This window comes from Pseudomonas sp. v388, from assembly GCF_003935425.1.
GTDB lineage: Bacteria > Pseudomonadota > Gammaproteobacteria > Pseudomonadales > Pseudomonadaceae > Aquipseudomonas.
In genome coordinates, this window is record NZ_RHQN01000003.1 from 141,883 (window position 1) to 168,817 (window position 26,935).

General features: G+C 58.3%; 28 protein-coding genes and 1 tRNA gene. 13 read left to right on the top strand and 16 right to left on the bottom strand.

The window, feature by feature from the left end:
- The first annotated feature begins 20 nt into the window (after positions 1-20).
- The 3 genes from EGJ27_RS08185 (at position 21) to EGJ27_RS08195 (ending at position 3,084) form a co-directional block, all read left to right on the top strand.
- Positions 21-395, top strand: a complete 375-nt coding sequence (locus EGJ27_RS08185; protein WP_125830231.1) for a YajD family HNH nuclease — start codon at positions 21-23, stop codon at positions 393-395.
- Between the two features lie 125 nt (positions 396-520).
- Positions 521-2,227, top strand: coding sequence for a copper resistance system multicopper oxidase (locus EGJ27_RS08190; RefSeq protein WP_125830232.1), 1,707 nt, complete (start codon positions 521-523; stop codon positions 2,225-2,227).
- The gene (locus EGJ27_RS08195; RefSeq protein ID WP_125830233.1) at positions 2,224-3,084 is read left to right on the top strand and encodes a copper resistance protein B; all 861 of its coding nucleotides are present in this window, start codon (positions 2,224-2,226) and stop codon (positions 3,082-3,084) included. Before EGJ27_RS08190 ends, EGJ27_RS08195 begins: the two co-directional genes overlap by 4 nt.
- On the opposite strand, the gene EGJ27_RS08200 is transcribed toward EGJ27_RS08195, so the two are convergent.
- Both EGJ27_RS08200 and EGJ27_RS08205 read right to left on the bottom strand, forming a co-directional pair.
- Positions 3,081-3,815, bottom strand: a complete 735-nt coding sequence (locus EGJ27_RS08200) for a phosphatase PAP2 family protein (RefSeq protein ID WP_125830234.1) — start codon at positions 3,813-3,815, stop codon at positions 3,081-3,083. The two genes, EGJ27_RS08195 and EGJ27_RS08200, sit on opposite strands and share 4 nt — an antisense overlap.
- A gap of 146 nt (positions 3,816-3,961) precedes the next feature.
- Positions 3,962-4,639: a histidine phosphatase family protein gene (locus tag EGJ27_RS08205; protein ID WP_256672713.1), complete on the bottom strand. Its 678-nt coding sequence runs from the start codon at positions 4,637-4,639 to the stop codon at positions 3,962-3,964.
- 257 nt (positions 4,640-4,896) lie between these two features.
- On the opposite strand from EGJ27_RS08205, the gene EGJ27_RS08210 reads away from it, so the two are divergent.
- Both EGJ27_RS08210 and EGJ27_RS08215 read left to right on the top strand, forming a co-directional pair.
- A complete protein-coding gene (locus tag EGJ27_RS08210) occupies positions 4,897-5,397 on the top strand; it encodes an RNA methyltransferase (RefSeq protein WP_125830235.1) in 501 nt (166 codons plus the stop codon).
- Between the two features lie 77 nt (positions 5,398-5,474).
- Complete coding sequence (locus EGJ27_RS08215) at positions 5,475-5,858, top strand: DUF2892 domain-containing protein (protein ID WP_125830236.1); 384 nt, start codon at positions 5,475-5,477, stop codon at positions 5,856-5,858.
- A gap of 4 nt (positions 5,859-5,862) precedes the next feature.
- Here the strand turns inward: EGJ27_RS08215 and EGJ27_RS08220 are convergent, their stop codons facing one another.
- Positions 5,863-6,312, bottom strand: a complete 450-nt coding sequence (locus tag EGJ27_RS08220; protein ID WP_125830237.1) for a YcgN family cysteine cluster protein — start codon at positions 6,310-6,312, stop codon at positions 5,863-5,865.
- 187 nt (positions 6,313-6,499) lie between these two features.
- On the opposite strand from EGJ27_RS08220, the gene EGJ27_RS08225 reads away from it, so the two are divergent.
- On the top strand, positions 6,500-7,093 hold the full coding sequence (locus tag EGJ27_RS08225; protein WP_125830238.1) for a nitroreductase family protein: 594 nt from the start codon (positions 6,500-6,502) through the stop codon (positions 7,091-7,093).
- A 119-nt stretch (positions 7,094-7,212) separates the two neighbouring features.
- On the opposite strand, the gene EGJ27_RS08230 is transcribed toward EGJ27_RS08225, so the two are convergent.
- From EGJ27_RS08230 to EGJ27_RS08245, 4 genes are all read right to left on the bottom strand, one after another.
- Complete coding sequence (locus EGJ27_RS08230) at positions 7,213-8,145, bottom strand: D-2-hydroxyacid dehydrogenase (protein WP_125830239.1); 933 nt, start codon at positions 8,143-8,145, stop codon at positions 7,213-7,215.
- Between the two features lie 103 nt (positions 8,146-8,248).
- Complete coding sequence (locus tag EGJ27_RS08235) at positions 8,249-8,542, bottom strand: YcgL domain-containing protein (RefSeq protein WP_125830240.1); 294 nt, start codon at positions 8,540-8,542, stop codon at positions 8,249-8,251.
- Positions 8,539-9,672 carry a ribonuclease D gene (gene rnd / locus EGJ27_RS08240; RefSeq protein ID WP_125830241.1) on the bottom strand — a complete coding sequence of 378 codons (1,134 nt, stop codon included), beginning with the start codon at positions 9,670-9,672 and terminating at the stop codon, positions 8,539-8,541. Before rnd ends, EGJ27_RS08235 begins: the two co-directional genes overlap by 4 nt.
- 180 nt (positions 9,673-9,852) lie before the next feature.
- Entirely contained in the window at positions 9,853-11,544 is a 1,692-nt protein-coding gene (locus EGJ27_RS08245) for an NAD-dependent malic enzyme (protein ID WP_125830242.1), read from the bottom strand.
- 309 nt (positions 11,545-11,853) lie between these two features.
- Here EGJ27_RS08245 and EGJ27_RS08250 point away from each other — a divergent pair, with 309 nt between their 5' ends.
- The 3 genes from EGJ27_RS08250 (at position 11,854) to EGJ27_RS08260 (ending at position 15,217) form a co-directional block, all read left to right on the top strand.
- Positions 11,854-12,498, top strand: coding sequence for an HAD-IA family hydrolase (locus tag EGJ27_RS08250; RefSeq protein WP_125830243.1), 645 nt, complete (start codon positions 11,854-11,856; stop codon positions 12,496-12,498).
- 103 nt (positions 12,499-12,601) lie between these two features.
- Positions 12,602-12,883: a hypothetical protein gene (locus EGJ27_RS08255; protein WP_125830244.1), complete on the top strand. Its 282-nt coding sequence runs from the start codon at positions 12,602-12,604 to the stop codon at positions 12,881-12,883.
- 864 nt (positions 12,884-13,747) lie between these two features.
- Entirely contained in the window at positions 13,748-15,217 is a 1,470-nt protein-coding gene (locus EGJ27_RS08260) for a tyrosine-type recombinase/integrase (RefSeq protein WP_125830245.1), read from the top strand.
- A 73-nt stretch (positions 15,218-15,290) separates the two neighbouring features.
- Here EGJ27_RS08260 and EGJ27_RS08265 read toward each other — a convergent pair whose 3' ends face one another.
- Entirely contained in the window at positions 15,291-15,923 is a 633-nt protein-coding gene (locus tag EGJ27_RS08265; RefSeq protein WP_125830246.1) for a recombinase family protein, read from the bottom strand.
- A 531-nt stretch (positions 15,924-16,454) separates the two neighbouring features.
- Between EGJ27_RS08265 and EGJ27_RS08275 the strand changes: the two genes are divergently transcribed.
- On the top strand, positions 16,455-16,919 hold the full coding sequence (locus EGJ27_RS08275) for a hypothetical protein (protein WP_125830248.1): 465 nt from the start codon (positions 16,455-16,457) through the stop codon (positions 16,917-16,919).
- Here the strand turns inward: EGJ27_RS08275 and EGJ27_RS08280 are convergent.
- The 7 genes from EGJ27_RS08280 to dapA all read right to left on the bottom strand — a co-directional run bounded on the left by EGJ27_RS08280 (position 16,864) and on the right by dapA (position 23,630).
- The gene (locus EGJ27_RS08280) at positions 16,864-17,448 is read right to left on the bottom strand and encodes an inovirus-type Gp2 protein (RefSeq protein ID WP_125830249.1); all 585 of its coding nucleotides are present in this window, start codon (positions 17,446-17,448) and stop codon (positions 16,864-16,866) included. The two genes, EGJ27_RS08275 and EGJ27_RS08280, sit on opposite strands and share 56 nt — an antisense overlap.
- Before the next feature lie 548 nt (positions 17,449-17,996).
- A complete protein-coding gene (locus tag EGJ27_RS08285) occupies positions 17,997-19,481 on the bottom strand; it encodes a TIR domain-containing anti-phage reverse transcriptase (RefSeq protein WP_158619340.1) in 1,485 nt (494 codons plus the stop codon).
- Between the two features lie 457 nt (positions 19,482-19,938).
- A tRNA-Ser gene (locus EGJ27_RS08290) sits at positions 19,939-20,028 on the bottom strand.
- A 91-nt stretch (positions 20,029-20,119) separates the two neighbouring features.
- Complete coding sequence (purC, locus tag EGJ27_RS08295) at positions 20,120-20,830, bottom strand: phosphoribosylaminoimidazolesuccinocarboxamide synthase (RefSeq protein ID WP_125830251.1); 711 nt, start codon at positions 20,828-20,830, stop codon at positions 20,120-20,122.
- A 28-nt stretch (positions 20,831-20,858) separates the two neighbouring features.
- Complete coding sequence (locus EGJ27_RS08300; RefSeq protein WP_125830252.1) at positions 20,859-21,617, bottom strand: MBL fold metallo-hydrolase; 759 nt, start codon at positions 21,615-21,617, stop codon at positions 20,859-20,861.
- On the bottom strand, positions 21,618-22,733 hold the full coding sequence (gene bamC, locus EGJ27_RS08305; RefSeq protein WP_125830253.1) for an outer membrane protein assembly factor BamC: 1,116 nt from the start codon (positions 22,731-22,733) through the stop codon (positions 21,618-21,620).
- 18 nt (positions 22,734-22,751) lie between these two features.
- Positions 22,752-23,630, bottom strand: coding sequence for a 4-hydroxy-tetrahydrodipicolinate synthase (gene dapA / locus EGJ27_RS08310; protein ID WP_125830254.1), 879 nt, complete (start codon positions 23,628-23,630; stop codon positions 22,752-22,754).
- A gap of 324 nt (positions 23,631-23,954) precedes the next feature.
- Between dapA and EGJ27_RS08315 the strand changes: the two genes are divergently transcribed.
- Together EGJ27_RS08315 and EGJ27_RS08320 are read left to right on the top strand one after the other, a co-directional pair.
- Positions 23,955-24,518 (top strand): glycine cleavage system protein R, encoded by a 564-nt coding sequence (locus EGJ27_RS08315; RefSeq protein ID WP_125830255.1) that lies wholly within the window; start codon positions 23,955-23,957, stop codon positions 24,516-24,518.
- 10 nt (positions 24,519-24,528) lie between these two features.
- Positions 24,529-24,999, top strand: coding sequence for a peroxiredoxin (locus EGJ27_RS08320; protein WP_125830256.1), 471 nt, complete (start codon positions 24,529-24,531; stop codon positions 24,997-24,999).
- 79 nt (positions 25,000-25,078) lie between these two features.
- Here EGJ27_RS08320 and EGJ27_RS08325 read toward each other — a convergent pair whose 3' ends face one another.
- Positions 25,079-25,330: a sulfurtransferase TusA family protein gene (locus EGJ27_RS08325; RefSeq protein ID WP_125830257.1), complete on the bottom strand. Its 252-nt coding sequence runs from the start codon at positions 25,328-25,330 to the stop codon at positions 25,079-25,081.
- Between the two features lie 163 nt (positions 25,331-25,493).
- On the opposite strand from EGJ27_RS08325, the gene EGJ27_RS08330 reads away from it, so the two are divergent.
- Positions 25,494-26,927 (top strand): M48 family metalloprotease, encoded by a 1,434-nt coding sequence (locus EGJ27_RS08330; protein WP_125830258.1) that lies wholly within the window; start codon positions 25,494-25,496, stop codon positions 26,925-26,927.
- Positions 26,928-26,935: the final 8 nt, after the last annotated feature.

Below are 26,935 nucleotides of genomic sequence, written 5' to 3' on the forward strand. Positions count from 1 at the left end.
AATCAGACACAGGTGACACCATGAGCACGGCCAATCCTCCTTCCCATACCGCCAAGCTGGATCGCATCCTCGCCGACGCCCAGCGCGACCGCGAAATGGGTTATCGCGACAAGGCGCTGCGCATGTATCCGCATGTCTGCGGCCGCTGCGCCCGCGAGTTTGCCGGCAAGCGCCTGAGCGAACTGACCGTGCATCACCGTGACCACAACCACGACAACAATCCCCAGGACGGTTCGAACTGGGAACTGCTGTGCCTGTATTGCCACGACAACGAGCACTCGCGTTATACCGACCAGCAGTATTTTTCCGACACTTCCCTGAACTCGCCCAAAGCCGCCAAGGCCACTCACAACCCGTTCGCCGCACTGGCCGGGTTGATGAAAAAAGACGACTGACAACTGCAGGAGCGACCTTGGTCGCGAAGAGGCCATGGCAGACGCTACATAGACGTCGCCTGTCACGGCCCTTTCGCGACCAAGGTCGCTCCTGCAAAAGCCTTCCCCACGCATTGGAAACCCGCATGCCCTACAAGACATCGAGACGAACCTTTGTAAAAGGGTTTGCCGCCGGCAGTATTCTGGGAGGGCTGGGACTGTTGGGGCGGCCGGTGTGGGCCTCGGCCGGGCATGGCCAGCCCGCCGAGCTGTCCGGCACCGAATTCGACCTGTACATCGGCGAAACCCAGGTGAACTTCACCGGACACGAAAAAACCGCCCTGACCATCAATGGCGGCGTGCCGGGGCCTTTGCTGCGCTGGCGCGAAGGCGACACGGTCACGTTGCGGGTCCGGAACCGGCTCACGGAAAGCACCTCCATCCATTGGCATGGCATCCTGCTGCCGGCCAACATGGACGGCGTTCCGGGCCTGAGTTTCGAGGGCATCGCGCCGGACGGCCTGTACGAATACCGCTTCAAGATCCGTCAGAACGGCACCTACTGGTACCACAGCCACTCGGGCCTTCAGGAACAGTCCGGGGTCTACGGGCCGCTGGTGATCGAGGCCAGGGAACCGGAGCCGTTCAGCTACGAGCGCGACTATGTGGTGATGCTCAGCGACTGGACCGACGAAGACCCGGCTCGGGTGCTCGGCAAGCTCAAGAAGCAGTCCGATTACTACAACAGCCACAAGCGCACCGTGGGCGACTTCATCGCCGATGTGGGCGAGAAAGGCTGGAGCGCGACCACCGCCGACCGCAAGATGTGGGCGCAGATGCGCATGGACCCCACTGACCTGGCTGACGTCAGCGGCGACACCTACACCTACCTGCTCAACGGCCAGACGCCGGACATGAACTGGACCGGGCTGTTCAAGCCGGGCGAGCGCATCCGTTTGCGGTTCATCAACGGCTCGGCCATGAGCTACTTCGATGTGCGCATTCCCGGCCTGAAAATGACCGTGGTGGCCAGCGATGGTCTGTATGTCAAACCGGTCAGCGTCGATGAGCTGCGGATCGCGGTCGCCGAGACGTTCGATGTGATCGTCGAACCGCAAGCCGGCGCCTACACCCTGTTCGCCCAAGCGATGGACCGCAGCGGCTTCGCCCGCGGCACCCTGACCAGCACCCTCGGAACGGTAGCGCCCATCCCGCCGCTGGACCCGCGCCCGCTGCTCGGCATGGGCGACATGGGGCACGGCCAGATGAATCACGGCGCAGCATCCATGCATGGCATGGATCACGACAACAGGCCAATGAAGATGGACGGGCAATCGCACCCGACGTCCGAGCACGGCAACCCGCTGGTGGACATGCAAGCCATGAGCACTTCACCGAGGCTCGACGACCCCGGCATCGGCCTGCGCGACAACGGTCGCCGGGTGCTGACCTATTCCGACCTGCGCAGCACCTTCGACGACCCGGACGGCCGCGAGCCTGGCCGGACTATCGAGCTGCACCTGACCGGGCACATGGAGAAATTCGCCTGGTCGTTCGACGGCGTGAAATTTTCCGACGCCGAGCCGCTGATGCTCAAGTACGGCGAGCGGGTGCGCGTGGTGCTGGTCAACGACACCATGATGACCCACCCGATTCACCTGCATGGCATGTGGAGCGATCTGGAAGATGAGAACGGCCAATTCATGGTCCGTAAACACACCATCGATATGCCGCCCGGCTCCCGACGCAGCTATCGGGTCACCGCCGACGCCCTTGGGCGCTGGGCCTATCACTGTCATCTGCTGTACCACATGGAAATGGGCATGTTTCGTGAAGTGCGGGTGGAAGAATGAACAGCATGATCAAACCCTTCCCTTTCATGCTGTGCCTGCTGGCGCTGCCGATGACCGCCACGGCAGCCGCGATGCCCGGCATGGAGCATGGCGAGCATTCGATGCACGCCGTGCCCGCGCAGCACGTCCCGGCCGCATCCACGCAGAGCCGCACGCCGATTCCGGCCATTACCGATGCGGATCGAGCGGCGGTCTACACCAGCCACGCCGGCCACGTCCTGCATGACAGCGCGATCAACAGTTACTTCGAGGCCGAGAAACTGGAATGGCAGGATGCCGACGCCGGCAGCGCGCTGGACTGGGATGTGTCGGGCTGGATCGGCGGTGACATCGACCGGCTGTGGCTGCGCTCCGAAGGCGAGCGCACCAACGGCCACACCGAAGAAGCCGAAATCCAGGCGCTGTGGGGCCATGCGATCAGCCCATGGTGGGATCTGGTCGCGGGCATGCGGCAGGATTTCAAACCCGGCGCGCCGCAGACCTGGGCCGCGTTCGGCATTCAGGGTACACCGCTGTCCGATATCGAAGCCGAACTGACCGCGTTCGTCGGCGAAGCCGGGCAAACCGCAGCCCGGCTCGAATTCGATTACGACCTGATGCTGACCAACCAGCTGATCCTGGCGCCAACAGCCGAGTTCAATCTGCACGGCAGGAACGACCCGCAACGCGGGATCGGCTCAGGTCTTTCGGACAGCGACATCGGCGTGCGCCTGCGCTACGAAATCAGCCCGCAGTTCGCACCTTACGTCGGCGTGACCTGGAACCGCAGTTACGGCAAGACCGCCGACTATGCTCGCGAAGAAGGTGAAGAGACCCGGGAAGCCCGGCTGGTGGTCGGTGTGCGCATGTGGTTCTAACGCGTTTGCACGCAGGAGGCGCGAATGCTCGCCTCTTGCGGCACATAGAGCATCCATCGATAACAGAGCACGCAGATCAGCCAGTCAATCAGCAGCGTCCAGATGTTGTGAGACAGAAAGTGCGCGCCTTGAAGCATTCTGCCGACGGAAAAGACCACGCCCAGCCCAAGCGCAAGGCCCAGTGCAACCCGTGCGCTGCGTGGATAGCGGTCGCGTAACGCGAAAAAGAACGCCAATAGCGAAAAGCCGGTCGACGCATGCCCGCCGGGCCAGCACCGACCAGGCTTGGCCGTCTCGGCTCGCGGGCTGAGCAATGCTGTATGAGTCTCGACACCGCCGAACTCGGTCAGGCTCCAGGGGCAATGAACCGCGGTCAACGCCTTGAGCGGCGTGATCACGGCGGTTGAAATGGCCATCGCGACCACGAGATATGCTAATTGGCGCCGCCACGCGGCAAATCGAGACAACACCAGGCTCGCAATGAAGCTGAGGCAGACGGCAAGGCCAAGCCCGATGACCGCCAGTTTGGCCCGATCATGAACAACGGTCTCCAGCCAGAAGCTGCGGCGACCGACGAATCCTTCTCCGGGCTGATAGAACAGCCCGGCGATGTACAGGTCCACGGCCGAGGGGTCCAGCAACAACAGCAACGTCATCAATGCCAGCGTAATGCCTATCGCAAGACGAAAGTCGAAAAAGCGAGAAACCGGTGGCGAAAGCGCAGGGTTCATTTAGTCCTCAATGATCAGTCGAATATATTCGCACGCTACGACACTACGGATTGCGGCAGTTTGCGCAGCAGCATTCATATACTGGCGAACCGTGGATAAAGTTTTGTCACACCACTTGTTCGCGGCTTCGGCTACAAACTCTGCGATCAGTTGATTTGCTCACCCGACAATGCATTCCAACGCCCGGCAACCAAAGAACCCAAGAGCCTGGGCTTGCCCGAATCACCAATCGTTATAAAGAACGCTTCGGTGTAAGCGCTGGAGCGCTCGCCCGCCGCCACGCCCATCTGGCGCGCGAAATGGTCTATGCAGCCGCTGTGAGTGATCAGGACCAGGTTTTCACCCCTGGATTTGTGGGCCACCACCGCATCCTTGAAATCCTGGTTGCACTCACTGACCCATTGCTCGGTTACCACCGTGTGGCCCGCGATGAAATCGGCGGTCTGCCGGGTACGGGTCAACGGGCTGGCAATCAACGTCGCGTGCTCCAGGCCCATATCCCTCAAGCCCGCACCTACCGCGAGCGCAGCCTTGCTGCCTTCGACGGTGATGCCGTCGGCGCTGTCCAGGCAGAGATTGCGCGAACGGTCGCAACGCTCGGCATGCCGAACCATCACCACCACGTCACCTTGCAGCCAGCTGTCATGCAAACCCGACTTGACCAGGTTGTTGTGCACGCTGAGATCGACGACATGCGTGGCGGTGAGAAACCAGCCGACCACGGCAACGAGGGCGACCAGTACAACGGCCAGCACCAAGTGCAACTGCTTGAAGGCCGGTAAACGGCCAACGGGTCTGAGATCCTGGATCCACGCTTTCGCCACGGTGCTGCTCCTGTCATGCATGTATTGAGGTGGCATCGCTCACGTCGTTGTGAGCGCCACGCTTTGCAGACGGCAAGATAGAGTCCGGATCGTGGTTGCGCGGTGAAGCTGATGTCAAAAATCGGTCAAAACGCCGGGGCAAGGCAGCTGCGTGGGCCACGGACATACCGCAGGGTTTACAGATCAGCCATGGGACATAGCGGACTGAAGTGACCAGGCTGCCGTATAATCGGCGCTTTTCTCCAGAGCACTTCCCCGTGGCAAACAAACGGTACGCCTGCATCGGTCTCTACAACCCCAAATCCCCGGAAAACGTCGGCTCGGTCATGCGTGCCGCGGGTTGCTACGGTGCGGCTTCGGTTTTCTATACCGGCAAGCGCTACGAGCGTGCGCGGGACTTCATCACCGATACCAAGAAGATTCATCAGGACATCCCGCTGATCGGCATCGAAGACCTCAAGAGCATCCTGCCGCTGGGCTGCATTCCGGTGGCGGTGGAACTGGTCGAAGGCGCACGGGCCTTGCCGGAATACACGCACCCGGATCGGGCGCTGTATATCTTCGGGCCGGAGGACGGTTCGCTGGATCAGGAGATTCGCGACTGGTGCGAAGACGTCGTGTACATCCCCACCGAGGGCTGCATGAACCTGGCGGCGACGGTCAACGTCGTGCTCTACGACCGCATGGCCAAAGGCAACAACACCCGTTCCGGTCCGCAGTTCGGCCGGGAACGCGTCGACCCGTCGAACGACCGCTGATGTGAATGCATTGAACAGTTTCGCCTGTGGGCAGTCAGTTTCTCTTGAACAGACCTACCACTTCATGGAGAGCCATCATGCGCGATACCCCAATCATTGAACGCATCGACACCACCGGCACTGTCAGCCCGCTGCCACAACAGAATGTCCAGGGTTGGGAGCGTATCGGCTCTCTGGCCGGTGGCGTGCTGATGATGGGCAAAGGCCTGCGTCGTGGCGGCATTGTCGGGCTGGTGCAGCTGGCCATCGGCGGCGCGGCGCTGGCGCGCGGCATCACCGGCCATTGCTCGGCCAAGTCGAAGCTGGAGAAAGGCCGCAGCAACCTGCGCGCCGTGCGTAGCGACATCGAGCGCGCCGGAGCCGAGTTGTCTCAGCTCAAGGACGACGCCACGTCCGCCGCCAAGACCGCAGTCGGCAATGGCATCGACGCGCTCAAGGACCCGACCAAGCCGGTCCTGTAGGCCCTCAGCCTGCGCGAAAGATCAGATGATCCTCCCAGTCGTCTTCGGACACGCTGTTCTCACTGAGCATGCGACCGGACTGGGAGATGCGCTCGTGGTGTACCGCGTCGCGGTCACCACAGACCAGATGGTGCCAAAGGGGCAAGTCCTTGCCCTCGCTGACCAGGCGGTAACCACAGGTCGGCGGCAGCCATTTGAATTCGTCGGCCTGGCCCGGCGTCAACTGGATGCAGTCCGGCACTGACGCGCGGCGATTGGCGTAGTCGGAGCACTGGCAGGTTTTCAGATCCAGCAAAGTGCAGGCGATGCGCGTGTAATAGACGCTGTTGTCGTCTTCGTCTTCCAGTTTCTGCAGGCAGCACAATCCGCAGCCGTCGCACAGTGACTCCCACTCGGCCTGATCGAGTTGGTCGAGGGTTTTGCGTATCCAGAAGGGTTCAACTTTAGCGGCCATGGTTCGGGCAACGGCATCGGTAGTGAAAAGGCCGCCAGTCTAGTGGCACGGCGCGCGCGGGCCAAGCGCTTACGACTGTCGGTAGCGCAGACTTGTCACCGGGAAGGCAAAACAGTAGCGTTAGAGCGCTTGAGTCGATACCCACCCCGCACAAGCTCGCTTCCCACCTACCCGCGACAGGACTTTCATGAGCATCAATACTCGCATCGCCGATCATGCCATCGACCCACAGTTCACCGAGCGCTGGTCGCCCCGCGCCTTTGCCGAGGCCAGCATTTCCCAGGACACCCTGCTCAGTTTCTTCGAAGCCGCGCGCTGGGCGCCGTCAGCCTACAACTCGCAGCCGTGGCGTTTTCTGTACGCGCGCCGCGACACGCCGAACTGGGAGCGTTTCCTGGGCCTGCTCAATGAATTCAACCGTGGCTGGGCACAGCATGCGTCGGCATTGGTGATTGTGATTTCCAAGACCACCTTCACCGCGCCCGGCGCGACTGAAGAAAGCCCGGCCTTGTGGCACACCTTCGACACCGGCTCCGCCTGGGCTCACCTGGCCTTGCAGGCAAGCCTGAGCGGCTGGCACACCCACGGCATGGCCGGTTTCGATCAGGAACTGACCCGCAAGGAGCTGAACATCCCCGAGGATTACGCAATCCACGCTGCGGTGGTCATCGGCAAACTGGGCGACAAATCGACCCTGCCGGAATACCTGCAAGGCCGCGAAACCCCAAGCCCACGCCGCCCGGTATCCGAGCTGGCAGCTGAAGGTGATTTCACGCTGTAACGGTCCTCCTGTAGGAGCGAGCCTGCTCGCGAAAGCGGAGGTCAGATCGATGCACATCGTGTGGATGTGACGGCCCCGTCGCGGGCAAGCGCGCGCCTACAGCGTCAGGCTTATCAGGCTCAATACCCCTTCGCGAAATCCACTTCACCGCGCAGCGGCTCGCCAGTCTGGAAGGCTTTCAGGTTGTCGATGAACAACCGGGTCATGGCTACCGGCGAGGTCGGAGCCGAGCTATGGCCGGTCAGGAGCAGGCCATAGGCGGTCCAGAACGGGTGACGCTGGGGCAGCGGTTCCTGGCGACAGACGTCGATCACGGCACCGGTCAGATGCCCTTCCTTGAGCGCCTCGACCAGATCGGCATCGACCACCGCAACACCACGGCCGACGTTGATGAACAGCGCAGAGGGCTTGAACCGGGCAAACAGCTTCGCATCGTACAGGTCGTGGGTCTGCAGCGTGTCGGGCAGCAAATTGATGACGTAGTCCATGTCGCCGACCTTTTCCGCCAGGTCACTCAACGCCGATACCTCGACGAACGGCTCCTGAACACGCGCCGCCGTCGCCACGCCATGCACCTGCACGCCGAACGGAACCAGAAACTCCGCGACGCGCTGGCCGATATCGCCGGTGCCGACAATCAGCACCTTGCGCCCGGCCAGGCTCTGCCCGGCTCGGTTGTCCCATTTGCGCTCGACCTGGCTCATCAGCCGCGCCAGCACTTCACGCTCATGACCCAGCATGTAGGTCAGCAGGTATTCAGCCATCACCTGCCCGAAAATTCCGACGGCGCGCGTCAGCCGGTAATCCCGCGATAGCCCCTCGACCAGCAGCGGTGTAATCCCAGCCCACGTCGATTGCAGCCACTGTGGCGAATGCCCCTGGCGCAGCAGGTTGGCGAGCAGGTCCGGCTGCCCGAGCCAGACCGGGCAATCGGCGGCCATGCGCGACAGCTCGGCAGAATCGCCACTGCTCAGCACTTCGAGGTCTGGCGCAGCCTTGCGCAGCAATTGGGTGTAGATGGGGTAGTCGTGCTCGGCAATCAGGACGCGCATGTTTCAAAAACCTTAAAAACGGGACAAACGGCAACAGGCGGCGCCGCACACACCGACTCGACGAATGAGCGCGGACGTGGCGGCAGCGTCTGTCACTTTGGGGTCAGACCGGGTCGTTGCGGCGCAGCAGCTCTTCGGGCAAATGCTCGATGTATTCGTCTTCGGCAGGCGGCATCTGCAGGTGATAGCCCTGTCCGTCGAGGTTTTCCAGCACTTTGTGGATGTCCTCGCGAGCCAGCGCCCGCTCCGGCGTGAGCACCAGGTCGAAGGCATGCTGCGGCTTGCCGAAGGCGACCAGCAACGATTCAGGTACGCGTTCGAGCACATCGCTCTTGAGCACGTAGAGGTACATGCCGGCTTTCTTCGGGCTGCGATAAATCGAGCAAATACGTTTCAAGACTGTTCTCCGGAGCCGGCCAGGCTGTCGAGCAAGGCCTGGCCCATCAATTCGCGGCGCCAGCCACGCAACGAATCGGGCAATTGATAGGGACCGTCGGGGTAGCCGCTCTTGAGCAGGGCTTCGAGGGTCTTCTTGCGCAGCATCAGCTCAGGCGCCATGTCCAGCTGATCGGCGTAGGCCTGGCCGATGGCCTTGAGGCGCTTGAGCACGCCGGATGCATCGATGGGCAGCGGCTCGGGCAACGCCGGCGGCCATTGTTCCGGCGGCAGGCTGCTGGCGGTCTTGATCAGCTCCAGCAGAAACTCGCCGTCCTGACGCACGGTGCGCGGGTGCATGTCTTCGATCCGCGACAGCGCGCCGAGGTTGTCAGGCTGAGTCTTGGCCAGCGGCCACAGCGAATGCTCGCGCACGATGCGGTTACGCGGCAGGTTGCGGCTGCGCGCCTGGACCTCGCGCCACGCACACAGCTCGCGCAACACCGCCAGTTGGCCACGGGACAGCTTCCAGGCCAGCTTGGCGTCGCGGTAGACCTCCTGCGGGTCGATTTCGCGCCGCAGGTTGGCGACCAGTTCGGCACCGTCGTCCAGCAACCAGGCGTATTTCTCATCGGACAGCCGCGGGCGCAGCGCCTCGAACAACTCGGCCAGGTGCACGGCATCTTCGGCGGCGTAGCTGATCTGGGTTTCCGACAACGGGCGTTGCAGCCAGTCAGAGCGGGTTTCGCCCTTGGGCAGTTCGATCTGCAGCACTTCCTGCACCAGACGCGAGTAACCCATGGAAAACCCGATATTCAGGTACGCGGCCGCCAGTTGGGTGTCGAACAGCGGCACCGGCAGGCTGCCGGTCAGGCGCAACAAGACTTCGAGGTCTTCGCTGCAGGCGTGCACGACCTTGATGACCTCGGGGTTTTCCAGCAACGCCGACAGCGGCCCCCAATCGTTGATCAACAACGGATCGATCAGCCAGGCGCTGGAACCGTCGCCGATCTGCAACAGTGCAGCAATGGGATAAAAGGTATCGACCCGCATGAACTCGGTGTCGAGCGCAACAAAAGGCAGGGTCTGCCACTCTGCGCAATGGCGGGCGAGGCTGTCGTCGTCGCGAATCCAGTGAATATCGATGGCCACACGGCTCTCCCTTAACAATGGCGCGCAGTATATATCGCTACCGGCTATTACCGCGCGTCTGTCATCCAAGTCTGCACGATCTTGCTGTCGATAACCTGTCGCTTCAGGCACCGTTCAGGCCCGAACAAAAACGCCTTCGCAGGCGAACCGGCGAAGGCGTCAGGGCTTAACAGCGCCGGATCACAACGAGCGACGACGGTAGGCGCGGTAGTCCGGTGTCCAGAAATGGCGCTCGATGGCGGCCAGCAGCACTTCTTCGGAAGTCTCCAGCGCCAGGCCTTCGGCTTGCGCCTCCTTGGCCACCGCCAATGCGATCTTGCGGCTGACCTGCTGGATTTCCTTGAGCGGCGGCAGAACCGCATCGCCCTGCCCCGTGACCATTGGCGAGCATTCGGCCAGCGCGTTGGACGCGGCCATCAGCATGCGGTCGGTGATGCGCGAGGCGTTGCAGGCCACCACGCCCAGGCCGATCCCCGGAAAGATATAGGAGTTGTTGCACTGCGCGATGTGGATCGTGCGGCCGTTGATTTCCACCGCAGCGAACGGGCTGCCGGTCGCGACCAGCGCATTGCCGTCGGTCCATTGCAGGATCTCCTGCGGTGTGGCTTCGACCTTGGAAGTCGGATTGGACAGCGGCATGACCAGCGGCTTGGGGCAATGCTTGTGCAGCTCACGAATGACCTGCTCGGTAAACAGGCCACGCTGGCCCGACACGCCGATCAGCACGGTGGCGCCGGCATTGCTGACCACGTCCAGCAACGTGGGGAACGCTTCGTCGCCTGCGGTCCAGCCTTCAACGTCCGAAGACTTCTGCGCCAGGCGACGCTGGAAGTCCAGCAGGTTGTCCATGCCGTCGGTCAGCAGGCCATAGCGGTCGACCATGAAGATGCGCTGGCGCGCCGCGCTTTCGCTCAAGCCTTCGATTTGCATCGCGGCGATGATGTGCTCGGCGATCCCGCAGCCGGCCGAACCGGCGCCGACAAACACCACTTTCTGCTGCGCCAGGGTCTCGCCCTTGGCCTTGCAGGCGGCAAGCAAGGTGCCCACTGCGACCGAGGCCGTGCCCTGAATGTCGTCGTTGAAGCAGCACAATTGGTCGCGGTATTTCTCCAACAGCGGCATGGCGTTGGACTGGGCGAAATCTTCGAATTGCAACAGCACGTCCGGCCAGCGACGCTGCACGGCATCGATGAACAGCGCGATGAAGTCGTCGTATTCCTTGCCGGTTACCCGCTCGTGGCGCCAGCCCATGTACATCGGGTCGTCGAGCAGCTCGCGGTTGTTGGTGCCGACGTCCAGCACGATGGGCAGCGTATACGCCGGGCTGATGCCACCGCAGGCGGTGTACAGCGACAGCTTGCCGATCGGAATGCCCATGCCGCCGATGCCCTGGTCGCCCAGGCCCAGAATGCGCTCGCTGTCAGTGACCACGATGATCTTGATGCGGTCCTTGGTGGCGCTGCGCAGGATGTCGTCGATACGATCCCGCTCAGGGTAAGAGATGAACAGCCCGCGGTGGGTGCGGTAGATCTTGGAGAATTCCTGGCAGGCCTGGCCGACGGTCGGGGTGTAGATGATCGGCAGCATCTCATCCAGATGCGAGTCCAGCAGGCGGAAGAACAGGGTTTCGTTGTTGTCCTGGATCGAGCGCAGGTAGATGTGTTTATCGAGGTCGCTCGCGCATTGTTTGTACTGGCTGTACACGCGCGTCACTTGCTCCTCGATGGTCTCTACGTTCTGCGGCAGCAGCCCGATGAGGTTGAATTCGACCCGCTCTTGCGGGGTAAAGGCACTGCCCTTGTTCAACAGGGGCATCTCCAGCAGGGACGGGCCTGCGTAGGAAATATACAAAGGTCGCGAAGTGGTGGTCATTTTTCTAATCGCCTTTTTCGTCTGCTCGTTGATACTTTGCGTCGACCGGGGCGGGCAGCCTGGCTTTCGGTTCTTGTGATTTTTCTATTCGCCAGCGCTGTATCAGGCCTTTCCGATTCAATCTGGTATGACTTCAGAGGGCACATATTACTCGCGACGACACAAATTGCGGCATTTTGTCGCGGCCTGATTAGCAAAATGATGTTGCCGCGCCTGCAGGCCGTCGCCGTTTCGCCCTTGCGCAGGTTCGGTCAGGCACGGCATCGTGGGCGCTTTCCACTGTTTATCACCGACTGCCAAGGGGTCTGCATGTTTCACGAGAAGCGATTCGCTGCGTTTTTGTTCGATATGGACGGGACGCTCCTTAACTCGGTGGTTGCCGCCGAACGCGTCTGGGCCAATTGGGCGCGCAAGCACGGTCTGGATGTCGAAGCCTTCCTGCCGACCATCCACGGTGTGCGCAGCATCGACACCGTGCGCAAGCAAAACCTGCCGGGCATCGATGTCGAGTTCGAGGCCGCTGCCGTTTCAGCGGCGGAAATCGAGGACGTCGAGGGCGTGGTGGCGATTGAAGGCGTTGCGGAATTTCTCGCATCGCTGCCCAAAGATCGCTGGGCGGTGGTTACCTCTGCGCCGATCGCCCTGGCGCGGGCAAGAATGGGTGCCGCCGGCCTGCAGCTGCCGGACGTCGTGGTTACCGCCGAAGACGTGGCCCAAGGCAAACCCGCACCGGACTGCTTCCTTTTGGCTGCCAGACGCTTGGGCGTGGAGGCGCGGGACTGCCTGGTTTTCGAAGATGCACCTGCCGGCATCGCCGCTGCCAAGGCCGCCGGAGCCAGTGTTGCGGTGGTGACTGCCGCGCACCTGCACCCGTTCGAAACCGACGACGTAACCCTGCCCAGCTATAACGGGCTGCAAATCCTGGCCGACGGCGGGCTGCTCGCTTTCAGGTGAACCCTGAGGGAGTGGCGGATCGTCGCAGCGGGCAATCGACCTGAACTTCAACAGGCGCCTGTGGCTCAAAGCCATACATTTGCTCTGTTAAGGAAAGCCTTTCATGTCCAAAGTCCTCGCCTACGCCCTCGTCCTCTCCGCCTCGCTGGGCCTTGCCGCCTGCGACAGCAAATCCGAGCAGAAAGCCCAGGACGCGCAAGCCCATACCGAGAATGCGCAGCAGAAAGTAGAGACTGCCCAAGACAAGATGCAGGATGCCAAGAAAGAGAACATCGAAGCCGGCAAAGACCACGCCCAGGCCCGCGAAGCCCGCGCCGAAGAGAACAAGACCTTCGTTCCGGACTCCGACGGCCCTGCCTCGATCCAGACGCCAGAACAGAAATGATCGGCCTCTGAAACAGCGACGAATTATTCACGAACTTTTCACAGCCGATGGAGCATCTTGAACTCGCTCCCAAGTGTGAATCCCCTTAAGCCCGCTCCCCCATCGCGGGCTTTTCTTTGTCCGGGGTTTGCTGAACCGCTATCTCCCCCACGCTCCTGTTCCAGGCTTCAAGAGCGAATCCAGCGCTACAGACGGACTCGCCTGAGTACGAAGCTGCGCCTTGGCAGCCACCGCTGTAACAGGAGGTGATAGACATTGCGATGAATGACGAAAACAACATCGTCTGATGCGCCTGAGGCCGGCCACCATGCTGGTCCGTTTCCCGAAAGCCGGAGTCTCGGAGAGCTTCGAGATCAGCGGGATGTTTTTGCCCCTTCAACCGAACGCGTTAATGGGGGCAAGGGCTTCGTGAGAAGCGCTGGCTGCCTGACGGCCGAGCCTCGATCCAGACGCCGGATCAAAGTTGGATGAGTAACTGAAACGCCGACGAATTATTCACGAGGTTTTCACAGCCGCTGAGGCATCTTGAACTCGCTCCCAAGTGTGAATCCCCTTAAGCCCGCTCCCCCATCGCGGGCTTTTCTTTGTCTGGGGTTTGGTCAGCCGGTGTGCTGCTCGTCCGACTGCTCAATGCCCAACCGCCTGCGCCGCGCAGCCAGTGCACGCTGGAAGGAGACGTCGGCGTAATCCAAGGCACACAAAAAAGCCCCGGAAGCATAACTTCCGGGGCTTTCAAATGTATGGCGGAGAGATAGGGAGACGAAGCCATTCACTACAAAAGGCCGTAACTACCGCAGTCATTGGCTACCAAACCGTTAAAGTGGTACAATTGAGTAGTACAACAGAACTGATGACCGGTGGGATATGGCTGACCATTTGATCAGAAAAAAAGGGGAAGATACTTGGTACGTCAGACTCAAGGTCCCCAAGGATGTGGTGACGAAAATTGGTCACAGCGTATTCATCAAATCGCTGAAAACCACCTCTCACCGAGAAGCATTGCATGCTCGGCATGCGCACCTTGCCGAATGGCGAAAGCTAATATCCGAAGCGAGAGGCCAGCGGAAACTGCCTGACGATTGGCAAGAACAAGTCGTGAAAACAACCGTTTCAGTGGAGGGTCTGATCCAGGCACGTCGGCGTGCATTGATTGGCGAACGGTACGATGGGCCACGTCGCACCGAGAAAGAAATTCAAGAATTTGTTCAGAACAACCCGGATATTGTGGCGACCATCGAGAACGCTCTTCCCCCCAAAACCGGGAATGAAATGCAAGACAAGCTAAATGCGTACTCTGCCGTTTCGGACTTGTTGAAGGATGTGATCGGGGGTGCCTTTATTGAAAGATACAGTTTTGATAACGATCAAGAAGCGGACCTTCACGAACTGATCGACACCCCTAACAACCAACAAATTGAACCCAAAATTACAACCGCTCGACTAGCAAGGTTTAGGGCTCACCGGCAAGCACAAGGCATCGAGCTTAAAACCATTGACCAACAAGAATCCAAGCTTCAAAAATTGGCAAGCTACCTGAAAAACAATACTAAAAATTTGACATCGGATAGTGTTGGAGATTGGTTGCGAACCTTGGGGCTCGCTTCAAAAACCTTGACCCAGTATTTGCTTGCTGGAAGCATGTACTGGAAATGGGCGATACGACACGATGAACAGTGGCGTTCAACATTCAAGGATCGGGCAAACCCATTTGAAAACCATGATTTGCCGAAGGTTCGAGGAAAGGCAAAGGCGGACGCACGTAGGATGGACTACACCCTAGCTGACTTAAAAAGGCTCATGGAAGCGGCGCAACAGCAGGGCAAACAGACTTTGGTAGACCTGACATTGCTGGGCTACTTTACTGGTGCACGCATTGAAGAACTGTGTCAACTCAAAAGTAGCGACCTTATCAAGATCGAGGATGTTGATTTCTTTGACATCAAAGACAGCAAAACTGCGGCTGGCATCCGCCGAGTACCTATTCATCCGTGCGTTATGGAAACGGTGCAGCGTCTTGTGAAAGACTCTATAGACGGGTTCTTGATCCCTTCAACCAGTCGAAACAAATACAACAAGCGAGCTGATGCCCTTTCAAAATCATTTGGACGGCTCAAGACTAGACTAGGATTTGGACGAAGCCATGTGTTCCATAGCGTCCGAGTTACGGCTATCACGCAGTTGCTGCGTCATGACGTACCCGGGCCAATCGTTGCACAGTTGGTAGGTCACGAAACTGGGCTTGTAACCTTTGACGTTTACAGCAAGGGGGCAAGCCCCGCTCAATTGGTCTCAGCAATATCTAAACTGATTTCAATATTGCCGAATCAGCAATGACCCAATAGAGAAAGGTATTGGTACCCACTAGCGGGTACCATGTACCTGATACCCGGATGGGACCCTAAAATATTTACCCCACCACGGGGCGGGAGGCTTTCTTGATACGATAGACCGTAGCCGTTCCGACATCTGCTAATTTTGCGATGTCAGCGGCGCTCATCGTCGGATGTTTCAACATCAGGTCTTCTACACGTTTCCAAGTATTTTCATTTCTTCGCTTTCCGGTTGGCTTCCACAATGGGTCGGCTACACGTTTGTTTGCTAGCCCTTCACGGATTCGCTCAACACGCTTTTGTTGATCGAGGTAGGCCATAGTCGCCATCAAGTCGAGAAGCATTCCGTTGACAACCCCCATGACCTGCCCGCTGATACCAGCATCTTGGATCAACACGTGGGTGGTGGGCAGGTCCGCGACAACCAACCGAAGGCCCTTCTGGCGTATCGTGTACTTTAGCTGCTCCCAATCTGCCGAAGTCATTCGACTAAGGCGATCCACGCTTTCACACAGAATGATTTCACCAACTGACGCTGACTCCAACAATCGGTTGAGTTCCGGCCGATCAAGCTGGGTACCAGTGATGTTCTCAGAGTAGACGTCAACAATCGTCATGCCCTTTTCAGCCGCAAACACTTCAAGGGAAGCTCGTGCTCGCATTGCATCCTGATCGTTCGTGCTAGCCCGAAGGTAAAGGTGTGTTTTCATTTTTATCTTTTACTCTCAAAATTTATAGACCTATGATAATTTAATCGTATAGCTATCTACAATAGCTTTCTGATACGACGGTGTTGATATGAGCGGACCTACCCTAGCAGTAGAGTCTTATGAGAAAGGTTTGACGGGGTTTCTGGTGAACGGGGTGAGACTAAGGCAGGTGATTGGCTATCCGCGTGCCCGGCGATCCTCGAACACCGTGACCAGCGTGATCAAGTCCGAATCGCACGCAACTGCCCACTCGCCAAGCTGCAACAGATCGAGTCGTCTGCCTTCTACTTCTACGGCAGAAACAAACGCTTGCTTCCTACCCAGTCGGGCGGCAAGTCCAACCTGCGTCAGATCGGCTGCAAGCCGGAATTCGCGTAGGAGTGCAACCAGTACCTGATAGTCGTGAGTGTGGATCGATTTTGGCATGGGGCTGGCCGGTAAAAAGCAGCCAGCAAGATAGGATCGGCTTTTGCATTACTCGAAAAACGAGTATTTTGGCTAAAGCACATTACCCGCCCTATGGACGATCCCATGACGAAATGGACCCTCACTGCTTTGTTCCTAGCCCTGCCCTGGTCAGCCCACGCCAAGGTGTATGACGTCTCTGGGGACTTGAACATCGGCATCCAAGAAGACTACATGCAAGGCACCTTGTGCAAAGACCCTATGGTGCTGTTCAAGATGTACGAAACCTTGGCTGAATATGGAGATGACACCAAAGAACCCCATATCCAAGCGTACATAGCGAAGATTGACCGACTGGTATCGAACGGTGAATGCCAGGAAATTCCGGCCAGTTCAGCCTTCATCACAGCTATACGGACCGCAAAAATTTCAGGCAAGAAGCGACCGGAATCAATGTACGGCGTTGCTAAAGTACGCGTAGGTGGATACTGGGGTTACACATTACCCAATTACGTTGGCGGGGTCGGACAGATGATTATTCAGCAAGGGCGCCAGCACAATCAGAAAACTGGACGCCCTTCATATCAGTAGATTCCGATTTCGGTTTCGGTTTAAGCCTCGACAGCGCATAGTTCTTGGCCGTGCAACCTGACCCAAACCCTTTAGTCACATCTTTCGCAATGTAACTCAAATGCCTCACACATTGATGGATTTGAGTTACATTCGACCTTTTAACTATACGACTTTTGGAGAAGTGTATATGGCCGCCTATAACGCGCTTCCAGCAATCTTTTATCAAACCATATAGGCCGGTATAGATACCACCCTCAAAGCTTCCCAGGCGACGGTACAGAGCCTCAAAGCCCACAAAAAAGTGGTAATGCCCATTCCCATTTTCTTCACCAACCTCATATGACCATCCAGTGATCACGTGATCATGCCCCAGCCATTGTTTGGTTCGAAGCTTCGATTTAAGCATCTTGGTGAAAGCAGACATCACCTTGTTTTCTAGCTTATGATCGTTCTTCCATCCTTGAGGAAAGTGGCAGTCGAATCGAATCACATTTATCCGCGAATGCCAGCTGAGCAAAGCTTCAACTTGACCAATGACGCGACGCATAATTTCGGTAACAATCCCGAATTTACGGGCCGGACAATACAATATCGGATAACTTCGATATTCATGGGAGTAAGTTATCGTGACAGTCAACCATCAAAATTCAAAACGTGAATCCTCTTTTTATTTAATTTTAAACCTTCAATTTTCATTGAAAATAAATTTTAGAACACAACCCTGCTCAGCGCCCCCAAGCCTCGGAAAGCAGAAGTACGTCGCACACACCACTGCAACACGCCATTAAGACAAAGTGGCATATTAAATAATAATCCTATACAGCAATGGATTTCGCTAGAGCCAGCGACATCAGCGGCTTGCGGCTCAGTCAATCGAGGTAAAAACAGGGGGAATCGATGCTGATTATGGCACAGAAAATGCCCATTCTAAACACTGAAAAAAAATCCAAATACGAATACAAAACGTATCGCAGAAACGCTTACCTTGGGTGGGCAAGGGCTAAGTCTCGCCTTCTGCGGCAAGCCACCCTTCCCGCGCCCCATCGCCTAACCCCACAGCCGCTCACCGCAAGCCGATCACATGAGCACAAGTTTTTATCGAGCCCGACCTTCGATCTTAACTTTCACCTTTCCAGCAATTTCCTCAGCATTACCCTTCCACACCTCATACAACTTGTCACTCATCAGAAAGTTTGCACTCAAGATATTTTCGGCATCGCCATGTATCAAAGGCAGCAAGCGATTCTGACCTCCCGATATATCACTATTCAATACCGCATTGATTTCTTTTTGCGGCCACTTTTTCACAACTGAATTATCAGTCATGATGGCTATCACATATTTTGACTTATACAAACCCTTGTTAATAGTCTCAATTAGCGAGTCGCCCCACTCGATACTTTCAGCATCATAGAACACGTTAAGACCAAGTGCAGTCAAGGCGTGATACAAAGGCTCTGCTATTTCAGCTTTATCTTCGGATGCGTGACAAATAAATACATCATACATGTTATGCTGTGCCCTAATCAGTCTTACGAATTTTGGTGGAGAATCATCATGCTCCGCCATTTTCAATATCAGCTTCAAATATGTCGGATCATCTTTACCTTTCACCATCGACATAAATGAAAGCCGCCCATATATGTTACGCTTTAGATTCTCACCCGTTGCCGAAGCCTCAAACTCGGACTCATTCAAACCCAGTATATCTACAAAATACTTACGCTCAGCTTCCTTAGGGTTCAATATCCATTGAGAAATGGCAGAGCGTAATTTATTCTTATACTCGGACGGAATATTTACCTTCTTATTAACAACCAGCCCAGTGACCTCTTGCCGGTTAATTTTAGGCTGCAACCGGCTTTTGGAATCATTAATGACAAAACCTGATCGAGAAAACAAATTAACTAAGCTTTCACCAACAATGGTTTTCCCTTCACTCAGGTGTGCAATCTCACTTGGAAAGAAACGCTTCGCGGATATAGTTATATCATCAGCATAACGAGAATAAACTAGCCGCCCACTCTTAACACCATTGATATGCTTGATAATTTTATTATCCAACATACTAGCAACAATATTAGCCACAACTGGAGAGGTGGCCGCCCCCTGAGGCAAGGAGTTTTGGAATATACATATCTGCGCTACTACGGACGCCACATCAGGATGCATTTCAAAGGGCTTTGCAATAAACACAGCACGGACTCGACCAAAGTTTATTGATCCAAAAAAATCTTTGACATCAACATTCAACACCCAGTCAGACTTTTTATGCAGCACTGCGTTATTGAATATCCCCTCACCCTTAACGAAGGCTTTAACGCAAGACTTAAACTCTATGTTCTCAGTTAATATTGCGGCTAACCGATTTTGGATAAGACGAAGACCTTTCAACGGCGCGTCAATCTTCCTTATCCCGCCATTTTTTTTAGGTATCTCAAAAGATTTGTATTTGTGGACATCTGCCCGCTTGTAGCAGATGTACAACAAATGCCCTTTCTTGACTTCTAGGAGGCCACTGAGGGCGTCCAAGCTATTAAGCCTGAACAACGGGTTAGCAGTAGGGTTTAGCAGCTTCAAGGCCATCTCCGGGCTGTTCCACTCAGAGATAAGCGGCACCCCCCGCTATTTACCTTACGCCCATCACGAACCGTAACGTAACCTCCAAGGGTCATGGCGTAACCCGAGTGGCATTTGTGCATACATCAAAGATCATTGCAGTGGTCACACTGCATAGTTAAAGCTGTTGGGGGTGCCTAGAGTCTTTATGCCAGCATTCTGATGGTAATTCAACCCAGACCAAGGTGAATTGACTCAGAAAGCCATCAAAGGGTCGCCTTGCGAACAGGCATCATCGCTGGTAGCTGGTGAGGAGACGCCTACACCGTCAAGGACATTCGCCCATCACTGAACACGTGATCGAAAAAAGACTGGTGATGGTGACGCTCGGATAGGGATAAAGAGTAGTACAAACGAGTAGTACATTCGAAAAAGAAAAAGCCCCGTAAACCATTGATTTACGGGGCTTTTCTATATATGGCGGAGAGATAGGGATTCGAACCCTAGGTACCGGTGAAGGTACAACGGATTTCGAATCCGTCCCATTCGGCCACTCTGGCATCTCTCCAACGGCGCGCATGATAACAGGACATTGCGAAAAGGCGAAGCCTTTACGCGGATTTTTTTCGTGCTATCAAGCGCTTGCGTCGTTTGCGACCTTACAGCGGCACGCCCAGGCGCTTGGCGACTTCTTCGTAGGCTTCGATCACGTCGCCCAGACCCTGGCGGAAGCGGTCCTTGTCCATCTTCTTGCGGGTGTCTTTGTCCCACAGGCGGCAGCCGTCAGGGCTGAATTCGTCGCCCAGGACGATTTCGCCGTGGAACACGCCGAATTCAAGCTTGAAGTCCACCAGCAGCAGACCGGCATCGTCGAACAGCTTGGTCAGCACGTCGTTGACCTTGAGGGACAACTCTTTCATGCGCGCCAGATGTTCGGCGGTGCCCCAACCGAATGCCACGACGTGGGATTCGTTGATGAACGGGTCGCCCTTGGCGTCGTCTTTCAGAAACAGTTCGAAGGTGTACGGTTCGAGCTTCATGCCCTCTTCCACGCCCAGGCGCTTGACCAGGCTGCCGGCTGCGTAATTACGCACGACGCACTCGACCGGGATCATGTCCAGCTTCTTGACCAGGCACTCGTTGTCGCCCAGCAGCTTGTCGAATTGAGTCGGCACGCCGGCTTCTTCGAGCTTCTGCATGATGAAGGCGTTGAACTTGTTGTTCACCATGCCTTTGCGGTCCAGCTGTTCGATGCGCTTGCCGTCGAACGCCGAGGTGTCGTTACGGAACAGCAGGATCAAGCGGTCGGCGTCGTCGGTCTTGTAAACCGACTTGGCTTTGCCGCGGTAGAGTTCTTCACGTTTTTCCATGATGGGCTCCGCTTGCTAAGTAGTTGGGCTAGGCGATATGTCGCCAGTCGAGCCCTGAATCTTGATCGGCCAGTTGCAGCCAGTCCGGGTCGCACCCGAGGGTGTCGACGAAACATTGCCGGGCCAGCTGCGGCAGGTTGTTCTTGCTGCTGATGTGGGCCAGCACCAGATGTTGCAGCCCCTTCCACCCCAGCTCGCTCACCAGGTTGGCGGCCTGATGGTTGTTCAAATGTCCGGTCTCACACCCCACGCGCTGCTTGAGAAAGACCGGGTAATGGCCTCGGGCAAGCATGTCGCGACAGTGGTTTGCTTCGATCATCAAGGCATCCAGGCCCTGATAACGGTCCAGCACCCTGGCGCAGTAAGACCCCAGGTCGGTCAGCACACCGAAACGGCGGCGGCCATCGCTGAAAACGAATTGCGTCGGCTCCAGCGCGTCGTGGGATACCGACACCACATCGATGTTCAGCCCACCCACTTCGAGCCGTTGCCCGCACGCCACCGTACCTGTGACCTCAACCGGCTTGCGCATCCCGCGCAAGGTGCCGTTGCTCATGTAGACCGGCAGATTGTAGCGCCGAGACAGCAAACCCACGCCATGCACGTGGTCGGCATGTTCGTGGGTCACCAGGATCGCGCTCAGCTGCTCGGCGCCGATACCGAGTCGGGCCAGACGCCGTTCGGTTTCCCGCAGCGAGAAACCGCAATCGACCAGCACGTACGTATCGTTGCTTGCGACCAGCGTGCCATTGCCACGGCTGCCGCTGCCCAGAACCGCGAAACGCACTTAACCCAGGTTGTCTTGAATAACGCTCAACACCCGGCGTGCGACATCGGCCGGCGCTACGGTGTTGATGTTCTTCTCGACGGTCACCTGCACGCTGTCACCCACTTTGCTCAAGCGGACCTGATAGCGTTCGGCACGGGCTTCGATTTCTTCCTTGCTGGCATCGCTGCCGAACAGACGACCGAAGAAACCTGGCTGGTTTTCCGGAGTCTTGGCTTTTTCGGCCAGGTTGATGTAGTACAAGCCCAGGCTGCGGTTGATGTCTTCCACGCGCCAGTCGCCCTGATCCAGGGCGCGACCTACGCTGGACCAGGCACGATCCAGGTCCGCGCCGACGCTCAGCACCGGGTTGCCGCTGCCGTCTTCGCTCAGCGAAACGCGGCTTGGGGTGTCGTAGTCCTGGGCGGCGAGCAGGGAAACCGAACCGCCCTTCTCGGCGTTGCGGTTCATGCTGGCCAGCAGATCGTCGGTCAGGGCTGCGTCCAGGCCGACGTTGGTGGTGCGCGACGGAAACTCGGCCTGCGCCGTGCTGCCTGCCGGGCGCTCAACGCTGACGACGTAGACTTCGCTGGTGTTGCGCTGCACGCCCGGCTCGATGCGAACCCGCACGCGAGTCTCGGCATCGGCGGCGGTACCGCTGGCGCTCATGCGCTGGGCAACCGAAGCGGACAGCTCATCCAGACGCTGCCAGGTGGAGCTGAATTCGCCAGTCTGCGGACGCTCTTCAGCGATGCGGAAACCGTTGTCTTCGAAGTACTGATGCGCCACCGGCCAGACTTCGGCAGGCGGACGCTGAACCAGGATCCAGCGCGCGTCGCCGCTTTGCTGCAGGCTGAAATCGCTCGAATCCGAGCTGGTGGCCAGCGGCTGCGGACGAGGCACGACGTATTCGCCCTTCACGGTGCTGTCGGCCACGTTGCGCGGGATCGGCAACAGCGGGTCGAGCCGCTTGCTGCTGGAAATGTCACCAGGCACTTGCATGGCTGGGGTCTGGGTGGCTTCCAGGTAATCGCTGCCGCGATCACGGAAGTAGCCATCTTCACCCCAGATCCAACCGCAACCGCTGGTGCTGGAGATAATCAAGGCAAGTGCGGAAAGTCCGGCCAATCGCTTCATTGCGTAGTGCTTCCTCAATTAAACCAATACGCCGGACTGGCGCAGGGCCTGTCGCAGCGGTTCGTGACAGGCTGCGCTGAGCCAGGTGAGCGGCAGACGAATCCCGTCCGGCATCATACCCATTTCATGCAAGGCCCATTTCACGGGGATAGGGTTGGATTCGATGAACAGTGTGTTGTTGAGCGGCATGAGCTTTTCGTGGATCGCCCGGGCAGTCTCGGCATCGCCACGCATGGCGGCTGCGCACAGCTCGCTCATGGCGCGCGGGGCAACGTTGGCGGTCACCGAGATATTGCCCTTGCCGCCTGCCAGCATCAGCTCGACCGCCGTAGCGTCATCACCGGAATAGACCAGGAAATCGCTGCTCACACCGGCCAGGATGTCCTTGGCGCGCTGCAGGTTACCGGTCGCTTCCTTGATGCCGACGATGTTGTGGACCGACGACAGGCGAATGACGGTCTCGGCCAGCATGTCGCAAGCGGTACGGCCCGGCACGTTGTAGAGGATCTGCGGGATGTCTACCGCCTGGGCGATATGGCTGAAGTGCTGGAACAGGCCTTCCTGGGTCGGCTTGTTGTAGTAAGGCGTCACCAGCAGGCACGCGTCGGCACCGGCGGTCTTGGCGTTGGTCGTCAGCTCGACGGCCTCGCGGGTCGAATTGGCACCCGTGCCGGCGATGACCGGAATGCGACCGGCCACCTGATCGACCACGCGACGAATGACTTCGATGTGCTCGCTCACGTCCAGGGTCGCCGACTCGCCCGTCGTGCCGACGGCAACGATGGCGTTGGTGCCCTCTTGCAAGTGGAAGTCCACCAGTTTGCTCAGGCTGTCCCAGTCCAGACGACCTTGTGCATCCATGGGTGTGACCAGTGCCACCATACTGCCCGCAATCATGCAACCGCTCCTGCCGGAAAAAGAGAGCGGTAATGGTACTGGCGCCATCAGCCTTGTACAAGCAAAGTACCGCGCTGCGAGCATTCCCCTGAGCGTTGGTTTTCGCTACCCTTCTTGCTTTGATCGGTACTGGCCCGCCGCGCACCTCATTCAATCGGTCGATTCTGCCGCCAGAAGCCCTGCTCCGGCGCCCTGCAGCCCCGCCATGGCGTTGCCATGCGGGTTTGTCGCGCTTGAGTCGAAAGAACATGGCGCGCGCTCGATCACCCAATCGCCCCGGCAGGTCCGAAAATGTACCGACCGCTCATCGTCTAGGAAAGCTGCATGTCGTCCACCCCCACAGTTCGCGAACAATTCCTTGTCATCAGTGCCCTTGGCGCCAACCCCATGGAGCTGACCAACGTCCTGTGCCGCGCCAGCCATGAAGCCCGCTGCTCGGTCGTCAGCTCGCGCCTGACTCGTCACGGCGAGTGCAGCGCGTTGATCCTCCAGCTGTCGGGCAGCTGGGATGCGCTGGCACGCCTGGAGACCGGCCTGCCCGGTCTGTCCAAGAAGCACGCGTTCACCATCAGCGTGGTGCGCAGCGCAACGCTCGAAAGCCGACCGGAAGCCCTGCCCTACGTGGCGTACGTCAGCTCGGCGTACCGCCCGGACATCATCAATGAGCTGTGCCAGTTCTTCATCGACCATAACGTCGAACTGGAAAACCTGATCTGCGATACCTACCTGGCACCGCAGACCGGCGGCACCATGCTCAATGCCACGTTCACGGTGACGCTGCCGGCCGGCACCCAGATCAGCTGGCTGCGCGATCAGTTCCTCGATTTCGCCGACGCACTCAATCTCGACGCCCTGATCGAACCGTGGCGCCCACAGGCACCCATGTAAGGAAATTCCGATGGCCGTAGCAGTAGACCAACCCGTTCCAGACTTCCAGGCCGCCGCCACCAGCGGACAGGCCGTGAGTCTTTCGGCACTCAAGGGCCGACAGGTAGTGATTTATTTCTACCCCAAGGACAACACGCCCGGCTGCACCACCCAGGGCCAGGACTTCCGTGATCACATCGGGCAGTTCGAGGCGGCCAACACTCTGGTGTTCGGCGTATCCCGCGACAGCCTCAAGACCCACGAGAACTTCAAGGCCAAGCAGTCATTCACCTTCGAGCTGATTTCGGACAAGGAAGAAGCGCTCTGCCAGCTGTTCGATGTCATCAAGCTCAAGAAGCTGTATGGCAAGGAATATCTGGGCGTCGATCGCAGCACGTTCCTGATCGACAAGGACGGCATCCTGCGTCACGAATGGCGCGGCGTTAAGGTGCCAGGCCACATCGCCGACGTGCTTGCCAAGGCACAGGCACTCAACGGCTGACAGCCGGCATTCGCTGCGACATGCAACGTGTCGCAGTGGCTGGTCGATTTCGGCCGCCGGAACAGGCGTTCGTGCAGGCTCAGGCTTTGCGCAACCAGTAGCTGTAGACGCCCGCTACCACTTCTTCATGCAGCAGCTCGTGCCCCGCCAGTCTGGCGAAGGTGCGGAAATCGCGCTGCGATCCGGCGTCGGTCGCCACGATCTTGAGCACCGCGCCGCTGGCCAGGCGATTGAGTTCCATCTTGGCCTTGAGCAAGGGCAGCGGGCAATTGAGTCCGCTGGCGTCCAGCTCGGCGTCGCAGGCTTGAGGGCGGGCTACAGCGTCAGACATTTTTTCTCTCCAAAGGAACGCTCCAGACGCACGCCTTGGCTCGCACGGCAGGACGAACAGGCAGCTCTCGGACATTTCAGACAAGACGGCAAGGATACCGCACTCTGGTCAGCAAGCCATTGAGCCAGCTACAGTACGTGCTCACCAGCCCAGAGCTTCGTGCATGAATTTTCTGCGTCCTACACTGCTCACGCTCGCCTGCCTGCTCAGCGCGCCCGTCCTGGCCGATGATCTTCCATCGCTGGGCGACGCCAGCTCCGCCATCGTCTCGCCCGAACAGGAACACCAGCTCGGACGCGCCTGGCTGGGCCTGTTGCGCGGTCAGGTCAGCCAATTATCCGACCCTCAGCTCAAGGACTACGTCGAGACCTCGGTCTACCGGCTGGCCGAGACCAGCCAGGTCCAGGATCGCCGCCTTGAGTTCATCCTGATCAACAGCCCCCAGTTGAACGCCTTCGCGGCACCGGGCGGAATCATCGGGGTCAATGGCGGGTTGTTTCTCAACGCGCAGACCGAAGGGGAATACGCCTCGGTGCTGGCCCACGAACTGGCGCACTTGTCACAGCGCCACTTCGCTCGCGGTATCGAGGCCCAACAGCGCATGCAGGTGCCGGTCATGGCCGCCATGCTTGCCGGCATCGTCATGGCCGCCGCTGGCGCGGGGGACGCGGGCATTGCCGCCATTGCCGGTTCCCAGGCCGCCGCCATTCAGGAACAACGCCGCTTTTCACGCCAGAACGAACAGGAAGCCGACCGGATCGGCATCCTCAACCTGGAGCGTGCCGGCTACGACCCTCGCAATATGCCGACCATGTTCGAGCGCCTGATGCGGCAATACCGTTTCGACGCCCGCCCGCCGGAATTCCTGCTGACTCACCCGGTCAGCGAATCGCGGATCGCCGACACCCGCAACCGTGCCGAGCAGTCCAAACCCGGCGGCAAGGAAGACAGCCTGCTGTATCAGTTGATGCGTGCCCGTGTCGCGCTGATCTACGAGGAAACCCCTGGCATCGCCGCCAAGCGCTTCCGCGCGCAGCTGACCGAGAATCCCAAATCCGATGCTGCGCGTTACGGCCTGGCTATCGCGCAGATCAAGGGCGGCCAGCTCAACGAAGCTCGGGAAGGCCTCAAGCCGTTGCTGGACAAGGCACCTAACGACATCACCTACAACCTGACCCAGATCGAGCTGGACATCACCAACAACCGCCTGGCTGACGCGCAGCAACGGGTCGACCGCATGCTGGGCCTGTATCCGGCCAACTATCCGCTCAATGACGTGCGCATCGATGTGCTGCTCAAGCAGAACCGCACCGCCGAGGCGGAAAAGGCGCTTGAAGCGCTGCTGAAAACCCGCCCAGACGATCCAGACATCTGGTATGTGGTGGCGGAAACCCGCGGCCTGAACGGCAACACCATCGGCCTGCATCAGGCTCGCGCTGAATACTTCGCGCTGGTGGGAGATTTCCGGCAAGCCATCCAGCAACTGGACTTCGCCAAGCGCCGCGCCAGTAACAACTTCCAGCTGGCGTCACGGATCGACGCAAGGCAGAAAGACCTGATCGAACAGGAGCGGATGGTCAAAGGAATGATGAACTGACTGCAGGA

What these genes read in the sequence shown, in the direction of transcription:
- EGJ27_RS08185 (WP_125830231.1), top strand. Translation starts at nt 21, where the DNA reads ATGAGCACGGCCAATCCTCCTTCCCATACCGCCAAGCTGGATCGCATC.
- EGJ27_RS08190 (WP_125830232.1), top strand. Translation starts at nt 521, where the DNA reads ATGCCCTACAAGACATCGAGACGAACCTTTGTAAAAGGGTTTGCCGCC.
- EGJ27_RS08195 (WP_125830233.1), top strand. Translation starts at nt 2,224, where the DNA reads ATGAACAGCATGATCAAACCCTTCCCTTTCATGCTGTGCCTGCTGGCG.
- EGJ27_RS08200 (WP_125830234.1), bottom strand. Translation starts at nt 3,815, where the DNA reads ATGAACCCTGCGCTTTCGCCACCGGTTTCTCGCTTTTTCGACTTTCGT.
- EGJ27_RS08215 (WP_125830236.1), top strand. Translation starts at nt 5,475, where the DNA reads ATGCGCGATACCCCAATCATTGAACGCATCGACACCACCGGCACTGTC.
- EGJ27_RS08220 (WP_125830237.1), bottom strand. Translation starts at nt 6,312, where the DNA reads ATGGCCGCTAAAGTTGAACCCTTCTGGATACGCAAAACCCTCGACCAA.
- EGJ27_RS08225 (WP_125830238.1), top strand. Translation starts at nt 6,500, where the DNA reads ATGAGCATCAATACTCGCATCGCCGATCATGCCATCGACCCACAGTTC.
- EGJ27_RS08230 (WP_125830239.1), bottom strand. Translation starts at nt 8,145, where the DNA reads ATGCGCGTCCTGATTGCCGAGCACGACTACCCCATCTACACCCAATTG.
- EGJ27_RS08245 (WP_125830242.1), bottom strand. Translation starts at nt 11,544, where the DNA reads ATGACCACCACTTCGCGACCTTTGTATATTTCCTACGCAGGCCCGTCC.
- EGJ27_RS08250 (WP_125830243.1), top strand. Translation starts at nt 11,854, where the DNA reads ATGTTTCACGAGAAGCGATTCGCTGCGTTTTTGTTCGATATGGACGGG.
- EGJ27_RS08255 (WP_125830244.1), top strand. Translation starts at nt 12,602, where the DNA reads ATGTCCAAAGTCCTCGCCTACGCCCTCGTCCTCTCCGCCTCGCTGGGC.
- EGJ27_RS08260 (WP_125830245.1), top strand. Translation starts at nt 13,748, where the DNA reads ATGGCTGACCATTTGATCAGAAAAAAAGGGGAAGATACTTGGTACGTC.
- EGJ27_RS08265 (WP_125830246.1), bottom strand. Translation starts at nt 15,923, where the DNA reads ATGAAAACACACCTTTACCTTCGGGCTAGCACGAACGATCAGGATGCA.
- EGJ27_RS08275 (WP_125830248.1), top strand. Translation starts at nt 16,455, where the DNA reads ATGACGAAATGGACCCTCACTGCTTTGTTCCTAGCCCTGCCCTGGTCA.
- EGJ27_RS08280 (WP_125830249.1), bottom strand. Translation starts at nt 17,448, where the DNA reads ATGCGTCGCGTCATTGGTCAAGTTGAAGCTTTGCTCAGCTGGCATTCG.
- purC (WP_125830251.1), bottom strand. Translation starts at nt 20,830, where the DNA reads ATGGAAAAACGTGAAGAACTCTACCGCGGCAAAGCCAAGTCGGTTTAC.
- bamC (WP_125830253.1), bottom strand. Translation starts at nt 22,733, where the DNA reads ATGAAGCGATTGGCCGGACTTTCCGCACTTGCCTTGATTATCTCCAGC.
- dapA (WP_125830254.1), bottom strand. Translation starts at nt 23,630, where the DNA reads ATGATTGCGGGCAGTATGGTGGCACTGGTCACACCCATGGATGCACAA.
- EGJ27_RS08315 (WP_125830255.1), top strand. Translation starts at nt 23,955, where the DNA reads ATGTCGTCCACCCCCACAGTTCGCGAACAATTCCTTGTCATCAGTGCC.
- EGJ27_RS08320 (WP_125830256.1), top strand. Translation starts at nt 24,529, where the DNA reads ATGGCCGTAGCAGTAGACCAACCCGTTCCAGACTTCCAGGCCGCCGCC.
- EGJ27_RS08325 (WP_125830257.1), bottom strand. Translation starts at nt 25,330, where the DNA reads ATGTCTGACGCTGTAGCCCGCCCTCAAGCCTGCGACGCCGAGCTGGAC.
- EGJ27_RS08330 (WP_125830258.1), top strand. Translation starts at nt 25,494, where the DNA reads ATGAATTTTCTGCGTCCTACACTGCTCACGCTCGCCTGCCTGCTCAGC.